The organism is Pseudalkalibacillus hwajinpoensis (genome assembly GCF_039851965.1).
GTDB classification, from domain to species: Bacteria; Bacillota; Bacilli; order Bacillales; family Guptibacillaceae; genus Guptibacillus; species Guptibacillus hwajinpoensis_E.
On the sequence record NZ_CP156674.1, the window covers coordinates 1962033 to 1974871 of the forward strand.

A 12839-nucleotide genomic window follows, 5' to 3' on the forward strand; every position below is an offset into this window, starting at 1 on the left:
CATACAAAAAAGTCAGAGACCCTATTGATCTCTGACTTTCTTTCAGTTGCCCAGCGACGTCCTACTCTTGCAGGGGGAGATCCCCCAACTACCATCGGCGCTGAAGAGCTTAACTTCCGTGTTCGGCATGGGAACGGGTGTGACCTCTTCGCCATCGTCACTAGACTAACAGGATGTTAGTTCAATGTTCACCACAGGACGTGGTGCACCTTAATCAAACTTCCTTGTTTCAGGTATTCCCTGAAAACTAGATAGCACGTACAACGTTTTCCAATATGTCCAGATCCATGAGCCAAATGGCTCACTTCGCTTTTCGTTTTTAGGTTAAGCCCTCGATCGATTAGTATTCGTCAGCTCCACGTGTTGCCACGCTTCCACCCCGAACCTATCTACCTCATCATCTCTAAGGGATCTTACCAGCTTAATGCTGTGGGAAATCTCATCTCGAGGGGGGCTTCATGCTTAGATGCTTTCAGCACTTATCCCTTCCACACGTAGCTACCCAGCTATGCTCCTGGCGGAACAACTGGTACACCAGCGGTGTGTCCATCCCGGTCCTCTCGTACTAAGGACAGCTCCTCTCAAATTTCCTGCGCCCGCGACGGATAGGGACCGAACTGTCTCACGACGTTCTGAACCCAGCTCGCGTACCGCTTTAATGGGCGAACAGCCCAACCCTTGGGACCTACTTCAGCCCCAGGATGCGATGAGCCGACATCGAGGTGCCAAACCTCCCCGTCGATGTGGACTCTTGGGGGAGATAAGCCTGTTATCCCCAGGGTAGCTTTTATCCGTTGAGCGATGGCCCTTCCATGCGGAACCACCGGATCACTAAGCCCGACTTTCGTCCCTGCTCGACTTGTAGGTCTCGCAGTCAAGCTCCCTTGTGCCTTTACACTCTGCGAATGATTTCCAACCATTCTGAGGGAACCTTTGGGCGCCTCCGTTACACTTTAGGAGGCGACCGCCCCAGTCAAACTGCCCACCTGACACTGTCTCCGCACCGGATCACGGTGCTGGGTTAGAATGTCAGTACAGCCAGGGTAGTATCCCACCGACGCCTCCATCGAACCTGGCGGTCCGACTTCTATGGCTCCTACCTATCCTGTACAAGCTGTACCAAAATCCAATATCAGGCTACAGTAAAGCTCCATGGGGTCTTTCCGTCCTGTCGCGGGTAACCTGCATCTTCACAGGTACTATAATTTCACCGGGTCTCTCGTTGAGACAGTATCCAAGTCGTTGCACCTTTCGTGCGGGTCGGAACTTACCCGACAAGGAATTTCGCTACCTTAGGACCGTTATAGTTACGGCCGCCGTTTACTGGGGCTTCGATTCAGAGCTTCTCCCGTAAGGGATAACCCCTCCTCTTAACCTTCCAGCACCGGGCAGGTGTCAGCCCCTATACTTCGCCTTACGGCTTTGCAGAGACCTGTGTTTTTGCTAAACAGTCGCTTGGATCTTTTCACTGCGGCTCCCCTGGGCTATTCACCCGAGGAAGCACCCCTTCTCCCGAAGTTACGGGGTCATTTTGCCGAGTTCCTTAACGAGAGTTCTCCCGATCGTCTTAGGATTCTCTCCTCGCCTACCTGTGTCGGTTTGCGGTACGGGCACCTCTTTCCTCACTAGAGGCTTTTCTTGGCAGTGTAGAATCAGGGACTTCGGTACTTAATTTCCCTCGCCATCACGACTCAGCCTTCGCGGTGAACGGATTTGCCTATTCACCAGCCTAATCGCTTGGACGCGCATTTCCAGCAGCGCGCTCTCCCTATCTTCCTGCGTCCCCCCGTCGTTCAAACGGAAAGGAGGTGGTACAGGAATATCAACCTGTTATCCATCGCCTACGCCTTTCGGCCTCGGCTTAGGTCCCGACTAACCCTGAGCGGACGAGCCTTCCTCAGGAAACCTTGGGCTTTCGACGGACAAGATTCTCACTTGTCTTTCGCTACTCATACCGGCATTCTCACTTCTAAGCGCTCCACCAGTCCTTTCGGTCTGACTTCACAGCCCTTAGAACGCTCTCCTACCATTGTCGTAAGACAATCCACAGCTTCGGTGATACGTTTAGCCCCGGTACATTTTCGGCGCAGCGTCACTCGACCAGTGAGCTATTACGCACTCTTTAAATGATGGCTGCTTCTAAGCCAACATCCTGGTTGTCTAAGCAACGCCACATCCTTTTCCACTTAACGTATACTTTGGGACCTTAGCTGGTGGTCTGGGCTGTTTCCCTCTCGACTACGGATCTTATCACTCGCAGTCTGACTCCCGCGGATAAATCGTTGGCATTCGGAGTTTGACTGGATTCGGTAATCCGGTAAGGACCCCTAGTCCAATCAGTGCTCTACCTCCAAGATTCTTGCCGCGAGGCTAGCCCTAAAGCTATTTCGGAGAGAACCAGCTATCTCCGGGTTCGATTGGCATTTCACCGCTACCCACACCTCATCCCCGCATTTTTCAACATGCGTGGGTTCGGGCCTCCATTCAGTGTTACCTGAACTTCACCCTGGACATGGGTAGATCACCCGGTTTCGGGTCTACAACCACGTACTCTGTCGCCCTATTCAGACTCGCTTTCGCTGCGGCTCCGCCTTATCAGCTTAACCTTGCACGGGATCGTAACTCGCCGGTTCATTCTACAAAAGGCACGCTGTCACCCATTAACGGGCTCCAACTAGTTGTAGGCACACGGTTTCAGGTTCTCTTTCACTCCCCTTCCGGGGTGCTTTTCACCTTTCCCTCACGGTACTGGTTCACTATCGGTCACTAGAGAGTATTTAGCCTTGGGAGATGGTCCTCCCAGATTCCGACGGGGTTTCACGTGTCCCGCCGTACTCAGGATCCGTCTCGGAGGGCAGCGGATTTTGACTACAGGATTGTTACCTTCTGTGATGGACCTTTCCAGGTCGCTTCGTCTATCCGTGCCTTTGTAACTCCAAAGAGACGTCCTACAACCCCAGAGGGCAAGCCCTCTGGTTTGGGCTGATTCCGTTTCGCTCGCCGCTACTCAGGAAATCGCATTTGCTTTCTCTTCCTCCGGGTAATGAGATGTTTCAGTTCCCCGGGTCTGCCTTCCATTCCCTATGTATTCAGAAATGGATACCATCCCATTACGGATGGTGGGTTCCCCCATTCGGAAATCTCCGGATCAAAGCGTACTTACAGCTCCCCGAAGCATATCGGTGTTCGTCCCGTCCTTCTTAGGCTTCTAGTGCCAAGGCATCCACCGTGCGCCCTTAGTAGCTTAACCTTAGACTACATTAGTCGCTTAACGCTTCTAACTTCGTCGATGCACATCGTTAGATGTGACTAACTACTAAAGATTTAACGCAAAAAAATAATAATTATTGGATGTCGTTGTTTATGCTATCTAGTTTTCAAGGAACATGGCTATCACTCGAATCGGCATTGCTGCTTCTTCGACTAGCCTGTTTTGAAAGAAGTAAATCATTCTTTCAAAACTAAACGAAACGCTCATGTAAGGTTGGTAACCAATGTTACCTCGTAATTCTCCATAGAAAGGAGGTGATCCAGCCGCACCTTCCGATACGGCTACCTTGTTACGACTTCACCCCAATCATTTGTCCCACCTTCGGCGGCTGGCTCCATAAAGGTTACCCCACCGACTTCGGGTGTTACAAACTCTCGTGGTGTGACGGGCGGTGTGTACAAGGCCCGGGAACGTATTCACCGCGGCATGCTGATCCGCGATTACTAGCAATTCCGGCTTCATGCAGGCGAGTTGCAGCCTGCAATCCGAACTGAGAACGGCTTTATGGGATTCGCTTCACCTCGCGGTGTTGCTGCCCTTTGTACCGTCCATTGTAGCACGTGTGTAGCCCAGGTCATAAGGGGCATGATGATTTGACGTCATCCCCACCTTCCTCCGGTTTGTCACCGGCAGTCACCTTAGAGTGCCCAACTAAATGCTGGCAACTAAGATCAAGGGTTGCGCTCGTTGCGGGACTTAACCCAACATCTCACGACACGAGCTGACGACAACCATGCACCACCTGTCACTCTGTCCCCCGAAGGGGAACGTCCTGTCTCCAGGATTGTCAGAGGATGTCAAGACCTGGTAAGGTTCTTCGCGTTGCTTCGAATTAAACCACATGCTCCACTGCTTGTGCGGGCCCCCGTCAATTCCTTTGAGTTTCAACCTTGCGGTCGTACTCCCCAGGCGGAGTGCTTAATGTGTTAACTTCAGCACTGAGGGTGGAACCCCCCAACACCTAGCACTCATCGTTTACGGCGTGGACTACCAGGGTATCTAATCCTGTTTGCTCCCCACGCTTTCGCGCCTCAGCGTCAGTTACAGACCAGAGAGCCGCCTTCGCCACTGGTGTTCCTCCACATATCTACGCATTTCACCGCTACACGTGGAATTCCACTCTCCTCTTCTGCACTCAAGTCCCCCAGTTTCCAATGACCCTCCACGGTTGAGCCGTGGGCTTTCACATCAGACTTAAAGGACCGCCTGCGCGCGCTTTACGCCCAATAATTCCGGACAACGCTTGCCACCTACGTATTACCGCGGCTGCTGGCACGTAGTTAGCCGTGGCTTTCTGGTTAGGTACCGTCAAGGTACCGCCCTATTCGAACGGTACTTGTTCTTCCCTAACAACAGAGCTTTACGACCCGAAGGCCTTCGTCACTCACGCGGCGTTGCTCCGTCAGACTTTCGTCCATTGCGGAAGATTCCCTACTGCTGCCTCCCGTAGGAGTCTGGGCCGTGTCTCAGTCCCAGTGTGGCCGATCACCCTCTCAGGTCGGCTACGCATCGTCGCCTTGGTAAGCCATTACCTTACCAACTAGCTAATGCGCCGCGGGCCCATCCTGCAGTGTTAGCCAGAGGCCAACTTTCAACATCACACCATGCGGTGCGATGTATTACCCGGTATTAGCTCCGGTTTCCCGGAGTTATCCCAGTCTGCAGGGCAGGTTGCCCACGTGTTACTCACCCGTCCGCCGCTAAGATTTGGGAGCAAGCTCCCAAATCTCCGCTCGACTTGCATGTATTAGGCACGCCGCCAGCGTTCGTCCTGAGCCAGGATCAAACTCTCCGATAGAAAGCTTAATCTAGCTTTTAAAACAATGTTTGTTTCCGTAGAAACAACTACTTACATGGCGTTTCGTTCAGTTTTCAAAGATCGATTTTCCTTTCAATGCCGTTTTCAGCGACTAAATCATCATAACATGATGTGTTAGTTGATGTCAACAACTTTCTAAAAAAAGATGGTGGGCCTGAGTGGACTCGAACCACCGACCTCACGCTTATCAGGCGTGCGCTCTAACCAGCTGAGCTACAGGCCCATCTTAATTGGAGCGGGTGATGGGGATCGAACCCACGACATCAGCTTGGAAGGCTGAGGTTTTACCACTAAACTACACCCGCAATATTGATGGTCGGGAAGACAGGATTTGAACCTGCGACCCCTTGGTCCCAAACCAAGTGCTCTACCAAGCTGAGCTACTTCCCGACATTTTGTTGAAATAAGAAATGGTGCGCCCGAGAGAAGTCGAATCCCTAACCTTCTGATCCGTAGTCAGACGCTCTATCCAATTGAGCTACGGGCGCATATTATATTTGGTGCGGTTGAGAGGACTCGAACCTCCACGGGGTCTCCCCCACTAGCCCCTCAAGCTAGCGCGTCTGCCATTCCGCCACAACCGCACATCGTTACTTGATGAAAACTTAAAGTTATAAAAGAATTGGTGCGGGTGAAGGGACTTGAACCCCCACGTCGTAAGACACTAGATCCTAAGTCTAGCGCGTCTGCCAATTCCGCCACACCCGCAATAAATGGTGAGCCATGAAGGACTCGAACCTTCGACCCTCTGATTAAAAGTCAGATGCTCTACCAACTGAGCTAATGGCTCAACATGGCTGGGCTAGCTGGATTCGAACCAGCGCATGACGGAATCAAAATCCGTTGCCTTACCGCTTGGCTATAGCCCAACATTTTATATAATCAGGATTAAATTTAAATTAATGGCGGTCCCGACGGGAATCGAACCCGCGATCTCCTGCGTGACAGGCAGGCATGTTAACCGCTACACCACGGGACCTTTATCTGATTACATATCATGTTGATGAAACACGTTGAACGTTTTAAAAAATGTTGGTGACCCGTACGGGATTCGAACCCGTGATACCGCCGTGAAAGGGCGGTGTCTTAACCACTTGACCAACGGGCCATAAAATGGCGGAGAAGGAGGGATTTGAACCCTCGCGCCGCTCGCGCGACCTACACCCTTAGCAGGGGCGCCCCTTCAGCCACTTGGGTACTTCTCCGTTTGGCTCCACAGGTAGGATTCGAACCTACGACCGATCGGTTAACAGCCGATAGCTCTACCACTGAGCTACTGTGGAATAGTATGTGATTTGCCGTCTCCATTATCGGCGACATTTAATATAATAACGCATCCAACAACCAAAGTCAACAGAATTTTAAAACTTTTCAAACCCGTTAATTATTTGATTTGGACATGTTCTCTTAAAGAGACTTTATTAATTTACCACATACCATACTAACCGTCAATGAGAAGTTTCAAGAAATTTTAACTAACCCGCCTCTACACTTTCCACAAACGAACCGAGACGTATCTATTCTTCTTTTCCTCCTATACTTTGAGCCACAACCGGCACATTCATATGTATGCTTAATCGCTTCAACTCTTCTTTGTCCAGGAACTACCTGACAATATCTTGACCCACCTACTTGACTGAGAAGAAGTTTAAAATCTCGATCCTGATGCTTATATCCCCGATTCTGAATGTGAAGATGATAATGACAGAGTTCGTGTTTTATAATACCGATCAATTCATCCATACCAAACTGTTCATAATGCTTTCTGTTAAATTCGAGATTATGAGATCTCAATAAATAACGTCCTCCTGTGGTTCTAAGGCGAGAATTAAATTTAGCTTTGTGCCGAAAGGGAAGCCTAAACCATTTTTCGGATACGGTCTCTACAATTTGTTGTAGTTCATCATTATTCATACGTTCCACTTTCATAAACTACCCTCCTCTCCTAACGAACACATACAAGCACCTTATCATAAACTAATTTACAACATCAGAAAGAAAGTGTCATCTTCTAAAGGAGGAGATTCTTGATGCCTGTATGGTTTAAAAATCGGCTGAAGCAAGCCTACTTCGAGAAAGACAGACGCCAGATCAAATTACTTAACCAATGCTGGTTTTTTTATAGAAGAAAACACCGCCCCTAAGGGCAGTGCTTTATGATGGTTTAAGCATAGTAAGGGCAATTCGCTCTCTCTTAAGATCAATGCTATCTACCCAAACAGTTACAACCTGTCCCACATGGACGACTTCCATCGGGTTCTTCACATACCGATTTGTTAGTTTCGAAATATGGACAAGCCCATCCTGTTTCACTCCAATATCAACAAAGGCTCCGAAATCCACAACGTTACGAACCGTTCCTTCTAGCTCCATCCCATGTTCAAGATCTTCCATCTTGAGTACATCCGTTTTTAAAATAGGTTGAGATAGTTCATCACGTGGGTCTCTACCTGGCTTTTGTAATGAAGCCACTATGTCTGCTAGCGTCGGCTCTCCTACTCCAAGTGCTGATGCTGTTTCTTTAATCGATAGAGCCGACAAAGCCTGAACCAACTTATCTGAACCAATGTCTTGAGGGTTGCATTGAATTTGAGTAAGAAGCGCTTTCGTCACCTCATAGCTTTCAGGATGTATCTCAGTCTGATCAAGTGGCTGCTTTCCTCCCATAATTCTAAGGAAGCCGATACACTGCTCATAGGTTTTTGCCCCAAGCCTCGGAACTTTTTTCAATTGAACACGACTTGTGAATTTACCTTCTTCATCTCTCCTATTAACAATATTTGTAGCCACTGTACGTGAAAGGCCGGCTACATACTGGAGAAGAGAGACGGATGCAGTATTCACATTAACACCAACCTGGTTAACGGCTGTTTCAACAACAAAGGTTAGCTGATCGTTTAATTTCTTCTGAGAAACATCATGTTGGTATTGACCTACTCCTACGGACTTCGGATCTATTTTAACAAGTTCTGCAAGAGGATCTTGAACCCGCCTTGCAATAGAAACAGCCGATCGCTCTTCTACCTGGAGAGAAGGAAACTCTTCTCTCGCCAGCTCAGAAGCAGAGTAAACACTTGCTCCAGCTTCGTTCACAATTAAATACACAATTTCTGTGTCAACTTCCTGAATGACGCTTGCGATGAATTGCTCGGTTTCTCTAGATGCCGTTCCATTCCCGATTGCAATCATTTCAATGTCATAGTCACTAATCATCTGCTTGACTGCTGACTTTGCTTTCTCAACTTCAGATCGAGGAGGAGTAGGGTAAATGACGGATACATTCAACATCTTTCCGGTATCATCGACTACTGCTAATTTACAACCAGTTCGATAAGCTGGATCTACACCAAGAACTCGCTTTCCTTTCAATGGCGGCTGGAGCAAGAGGTGCTTTAGATTCTCAGAGAATATATGAATCGCTTGATCTTCAGCCCTTTCTGTTAGTTCCTTACGGATTTCCCTCTCGACAGAAGGTTGAATAAGCCGTTTATAACTATCTGTCATTGCTTCCTCCAGAAGTGTAATACACGGACCCTGTTGATGCTTTACAATCTTCCTACGTAAATAGTCGTGTATCGAATCAAGCGGTGGCGTAATTGACGTCCGAAGAATGCCTTCCTTTTCACCACGGTTAATCGCAAGTATTCGATGCGGTACTATTTTTGATATTCCTTCTTGATATGTATAATACATTTCGAAAATTTTCTTGGGATCGTCTTCTTCCGATTTCACCGTTGTTTCTAGCATTCCATATTGGAATGTTTTTGTCCTAATCCATTTCCTCGCATCAGCGTCATCTGAAATCTGCTCTGCAATAATATCTTTCGCCCCTTGAAGAGCTTGTTCTATTGAAGTAACCTCTTTTTCTTCAGATAAATAGTGTTCGGCTTTAACCTCTGGATCGCCCTTTCCTTCTCTTACAATCCAATTCGCGAAAGGTTCAAGCCCCTTTTCTTTTGCCACCGTAGCTTTCGTTCGCTTCTTTTGCTTATAAGGACGATAAAGATCTTCTACCTCCTGCAGCTTTGAGGCTTTCTGAATTTGAGTATTCAGTTCCACCGTTAGTTTATCTTGCTCTTGAATGAGGCGAGTAACTTCTTCTTTTCGATTTTCAAGATTCAGTAGATAGGTCCACGCTTCCTGAATGTCTCTAAGCTGCACCTCATCCAGTCCACCAGTAAGTTCCTTACGATATCTTGCAATGAATGGAACTGTATTCCCACCATTAAGTAGTGTAATCACTTCTCGAACGCTACGTTCAGATATAGTTAGATTTTGCGCCACCTGTTTAAAATGCGCTGTTTGTTTTTGATCAGCTGTGATTTCCAAAACCATTCCTCCTCGTATACCATTTCAATATTAGTATCAGTTTACCGAATAAAGGGACCAGTTGAAAGTCTACTTATTCGAAATAAAGGTGGGTACTTCAAATAACCAAAATAAAAAAGCCCCCCCCTTTTAACTCGGAAGAGCTTTTCTATACTGTTTTCCCTACTAGCAAGGTAACATCATCATTCGTTGACGGCAGTGTGTCAGTTAAATGCTTAAATGATTCTTGCACAGAATCAAACTTTGCTATCATCGTGTAATTTTTGGAACTAATCTGGACCCCATCAGAAAAAGTAACAAATGAAGATCCTACCGGATACTCAATTCTTTGTACTTTCACTTTTTGAAGCTTTCCAGATAAGTAACCGGAGTAAGAAATCGGACGAATAACGCGCCCATCAGCTTGATAAATGATTAAGCTAATATTACCAATCCCGCTAAATTCCATCTGTCTTGTTTGAAGATTAAGTTTAAAAATGGAAAGAACGCAGCCACGCTTCCCTTTCATCTCTTCGTTCGCAACCTTCATCAAGGACTCAACATCTTCATCTTGATGTGCTTTCACAGCATTAATCGCAGCCAGTGATGAATCTTTAGCCAGATCACCACTTCCGAGCCCGTCTGCTACCGCACAAATAAAGTAATCTGATGTCTCCTCTACGTAGTAGCTATCCCCACACTTCTGATTTCCTGATTTTGGCTTTTGATACGCAGCAACAGTGACTTTTTCAAAATCATGCTGATGAATCATACCTAAAAGGCCTCCGTGGGTTCAATTCGAATCGCCTGTCTAAGCTTTTCGAGCGCTCTACGCTGCAGGCGAGACACATGCATCTGGGAAATACCGAGTTTTTCTCCGGTTTCTTTCTGACTCATGTTTTCAAAATAGGTGCAATTTAGAATTTCTTGTTCTCTTTCAGTTAGAACAGCAAAAGCTTTCTTAAGCAACATTTGTTGATCTACAAGATCAAACCCCTGTTCTTGATCGCCAACAAGGTCGAGTAATGTTACCGTGCTGCCTTCCTGATCCGCTTCAATTGAACTGTCAACGGAAAGGGCCTGATAACTTTTCCCCATTTCCATCGTCTCAAGTACTTCTTCTTCAGAGACGTTTAAATATTCCGCTAGTTCTTCCACCTTAGGTGATCGTTGTAGCTCATTTGTTAGTTCTTCAACTGCTTTTTTAATACGTGGTCCTAGCTCTTTAATTCTTCTTGGAACGTGTACACTCCAGGTTTTATCGCGAATAAACCGTTTGATTTCACCAACAATTGTCGGGACAGCAAACGATTCAAAGCTTCTCCCAAACTCCGGATCATAGCGTCTAAGAGCTGCAAGCAATCCAATCATACCAACCTGTGCCAGGTCATCATGAATACTTTTTCCCTTGGAGAATTTTCGTGCGAGTGATTGAACAAGATCCTGATACCGTTCAACAAGCTTCAGTTGAACAACTTCATCTGTAGGATCGTTTTGATACTGCTCAATCCACTCATAAACTTCGTTTTTGTTATTATTGCGGGGATGAGGAGATTGTGTCGGCATCTACTTCCACCCCATCTCTGTGGAGGAACTTTGTCATCATAACTACTACTCCGTCCTCTCCACTGATTTCCACTTTGTCCATCAGTGATTCAATCAGAAAGAGCCCTAATCCTCCCTCACTGAGTTGTTCAACAGACTTATCACTATCGACAGGTCCTAATTTCTCAGAGACCTTTGTGTAATCGAAGCTTTGACCACGGTCAAGAACCATCATTTCAAGCCGATCTTCATAAATACCGAAGCCTATAGTGATTTGGCCTTTCTCATTTTCTTTATAAGCATGATTCACTGCGTTCGTGCATGCTTCTGAAAGAGCGATTTTGATATCTTCAATTTCATCATAAGAATACCCCATACGATTGGCAATCCCTGAAACCGTCAATCTTGTAACTCCAACAAACTCTGCCTGAGCAGGGATTTTCATTTCAACAAAATCTGAAATGTTTATCACTTGGATCCCCCCTTTACGTCTTCGATATCAATCACTTCATCAAGGCCAGTGATTTCAAAGAGACGTTGTACACGAGAAGTCATGCCCCTTAATTTAATGGAACTTCCATGCTCTTTAGAAGATTTAAGCGCACCAACGAAAACGCCAAGTCCAGTACTGTCCATATAATTAACATCGCTCAGGTGAACGAGCGTTTCGTGACCCTCTTTACCTGTGAGTGGAAGCAAAGCTTCACGCAGCTGCGGCGCAGTGTATGCATCTATTTCTCCAGCGATATGTAAATGATGTGTATTCTCATGGTCTTCCTGTCTGATCTGCAAATTCATAACATTACCCCCTGTAGGTTGCTTCTAAATATTAAATATAGAGTCGATATTTTCTTATTCCACCAATGAGAGAAAATTAAACCTCTCTTCTCAAAATGATTAATGTAAAATCATCACGAAGCTCAAATTCCTGCAGTCGCTCAAGATCTCGATAAACAGATTCAACAATTTCTTGAGCAGATAGATGACTATACTTACGAATCATTGCAACAATTTCATCTCGTTCGATAAACCCACTGCTTGAACGACATTCCGTTACACCATCAGATAACATGATAACCATATCATTACCATTTAGCGCACGCTGGTATTCTTGATAAGATGTTTTCTTTGAAACACCAAGCACAAGTCCTTTTGTGAAAAGTTCTTCAAACTCATCTTTCTCCGCATCGTAAAAAAAGCCCGGTTCATGACCGGCACCTGCGTAGTAAAATGAATGGACCCTGGGATCGTATATTCCATAAAACATTGTAATAAACATGTTAGGATCTATGTTCTGCTCTACCACACGATTAAGGTTCTCAAGTACAGCTCCCGGTTGCATACGCTGTTCAGGTGCACTATCCATCGTATATTTGATCATACTCATACAGAGAGCAGCAGGGATTCCCTTACCGATAACGTCAGCGATAGCCACACTAACACAATTATTTTCATCTTGCACAAAATGGTAATAATCCCCATTCATTTTTTGAGCGGGCTTACTAATCGCCCCTATATCAACACTCTGTACATCAGGCTTATCACCCGCCAGAAGCGTTTGTTGCACATTGGCAGCAATCTCAATCTCTGAATCGAGCTGCTGCTGACGGCTGCGAAGACTCTGATGTTCTCGATAGGCAAATCCATAGCCAATCATCATTTCAAGTAAAAAGTCATAAGAATTTTTTAACGGTTCAGGGATCTCAGGAAATAACTCCTCAAGTACACTAACATGAAGGCTAACAGCTTCCTCAGGAGAGATTTTCTGCTCAATCATCTTCCTACTAAACTGTTGTCCTTTGTAAAGCGTCTGTTCCGACTGTTCTTCTAAATAGTTTTCTAATATCGCTTTATACTTTTCGTATTGCAGATCTCGGTCATCCATTCTAGCCATCC

At 46.4% G+C, this 12839-nt stretch carries 8 protein-coding genes, 12 tRNA genes and 3 rRNA genes; 1 reads left to right on the forward strand and 22 read right to left on the reverse strand.

All coding sequences use genetic code 11. The annotated features are described in order from the left end of the window. Nucleotides 1–48: 48 nt before the first annotated feature. The 16 genes from rrf to ABFG93_RS10260 all read right to left on the reverse strand — a co-directional run bounded on the left by rrf (nucleotide 49) and on the right by ABFG93_RS10260 (nucleotide 7004). A 5S ribosomal RNA gene (gene rrf, locus ABFG93_RS10185) occupies nucleotides 49–165 on the reverse strand. A 155-nt stretch (nucleotides 166–320) separates the two neighbouring features. After that, nucleotides 321–3250 (reverse strand): 23S ribosomal RNA (locus ABFG93_RS10190). 268 nt (nucleotides 3251–3518) lie between these two features. Beyond that, nucleotides 3519–5069: ribosomal RNA gene (locus ABFG93_RS10195) — 16S ribosomal RNA — on the reverse strand. Together the 16S, 23S and 5S rRNA genes with 12 tRNA genes alongside form the textbook arrangement of a ribosomal RNA operon. Before the next feature lie 167 nt (nucleotides 5070–5236). Then, nucleotides 5237–5313: transfer RNA gene (locus tag ABFG93_RS10200), tRNA-Ile, on the reverse strand. A gap of 8 nt (nucleotides 5314–5321) precedes the next feature. Further along, nucleotides 5322–5395, reverse strand: a tRNA-Gly gene (locus ABFG93_RS10205). Nucleotides 5396–5403: 8 nt separating this feature from the next. After that, nucleotides 5404–5480, reverse strand: a tRNA-Pro gene (locus ABFG93_RS10210). Between the two features lie 21 nt (nucleotides 5481–5501). Beyond that, nucleotides 5502–5578 (reverse strand) — tRNA-Arg (locus tag ABFG93_RS10215). A gap of 10 nt (nucleotides 5579–5588) precedes the next feature. Further along, nucleotides 5589–5674, reverse strand: a tRNA-Leu gene (locus tag ABFG93_RS10220). Nucleotides 5675–5713: 39 nt separating this feature from the next. Next, nucleotides 5714–5798 (reverse strand) — tRNA-Leu (locus ABFG93_RS10225). 6 nt (nucleotides 5799–5804) lie between these two features. Continuing rightward, nucleotides 5805–5880, reverse strand: a tRNA-Lys gene (locus ABFG93_RS10230). Nucleotides 5881–5884: 4 nt separating this feature from the next. Then, nucleotides 5885–5959, reverse strand: a tRNA-Gln gene (locus tag ABFG93_RS10235). A gap of 34 nt (nucleotides 5960–5993) precedes the next feature. Further along, nucleotides 5994–6069 (reverse strand) — tRNA-Asp (locus tag ABFG93_RS10240). Nucleotides 6070–6123: 54 nt separating this feature from the next. After that, nucleotides 6124–6198, reverse strand: a tRNA-Glu gene (locus ABFG93_RS10245). 6 nt (nucleotides 6199–6204) lie between these two features. Then, nucleotides 6205–6295: transfer RNA gene (locus ABFG93_RS10250), tRNA-Ser, on the reverse strand. Between the two features lie 3 nt (nucleotides 6296–6298). Further along, a tRNA-Asn gene (locus ABFG93_RS10255) sits at nucleotides 6299–6373 on the reverse strand. 178 nt (nucleotides 6374–6551) lie between these two features. Next, entirely contained in the window at nucleotides 6552–7004 is a 453-nt protein-coding gene (locus ABFG93_RS10260; protein WP_347552809.1) for a SprT family protein, read from the reverse strand. A 116-nt stretch (nucleotides 7005–7120) separates the two neighbouring features. On the opposite strand from ABFG93_RS10260, the gene cmpA reads away from it, so the two are divergent. Next, complete coding sequence (gene cmpA, locus ABFG93_RS10265; RefSeq protein ID WP_347552651.1) at nucleotides 7121–7234, forward strand: cortex morphogenetic protein CmpA; 114 nt, start codon at nucleotides 7121–7123, stop codon at nucleotides 7232–7234. 10 nt (nucleotides 7235–7244) lie between these two features. On the opposite strand, the gene ABFG93_RS10270 is transcribed toward cmpA, so the two are convergent. From ABFG93_RS10270 to ABFG93_RS10295, 6 genes are all read right to left on the reverse strand, one after another. Further along, entirely contained in the window at nucleotides 7245–9425 is a 2181-nt protein-coding gene (locus ABFG93_RS10270) for a Tex family protein (protein WP_347552652.1), read from the reverse strand. 142 nt (nucleotides 9426–9567) lie between these two features. Next, nucleotides 9568–10170 (reverse strand): SpoIIE family protein phosphatase, encoded by a 603-nt coding sequence (locus ABFG93_RS10275; protein WP_347552653.1) that lies wholly within the window; start codon nucleotides 10168–10170, stop codon nucleotides 9568–9570. Nucleotides 10171–10172: 2 nt separating this feature from the next. Continuing rightward, nucleotides 10173–10964 carry an RNA polymerase sigma factor SigB gene (sigB, locus tag ABFG93_RS10280; protein WP_347552654.1) on the reverse strand — a complete coding sequence of 264 codons (792 nt, stop codon included), beginning with the start codon at nucleotides 10962–10964 and terminating at the stop codon, nucleotides 10173–10175. Continuing rightward, nucleotides 10933–11388: an anti-sigma B factor RsbW gene (gene rsbW, locus ABFG93_RS10285; protein WP_255640094.1), complete on the reverse strand. Its 456-nt coding sequence runs from the start codon at nucleotides 11386–11388 to the stop codon at nucleotides 10933–10935. The genes sigB and rsbW overlap by 32 nt, the downstream gene beginning before the upstream one ends. Before the next feature lie 23 nt (nucleotides 11389–11411). Next, complete coding sequence (locus ABFG93_RS10290; RefSeq protein ID WP_347552655.1) at nucleotides 11412–11741, reverse strand: STAS domain-containing protein; 330 nt, start codon at nucleotides 11739–11741, stop codon at nucleotides 11412–11414. 76 nt (nucleotides 11742–11817) lie between these two features. Continuing rightward, on the reverse strand, nucleotides 11818–12828 hold the full coding sequence (locus ABFG93_RS10295; RefSeq protein ID WP_347552656.1) for a PP2C family protein-serine/threonine phosphatase: 1011 nt from the start codon (nucleotides 12826–12828) through the stop codon (nucleotides 11818–11820). Nucleotides 12829–12839: the final 11 nt, after the last annotated feature.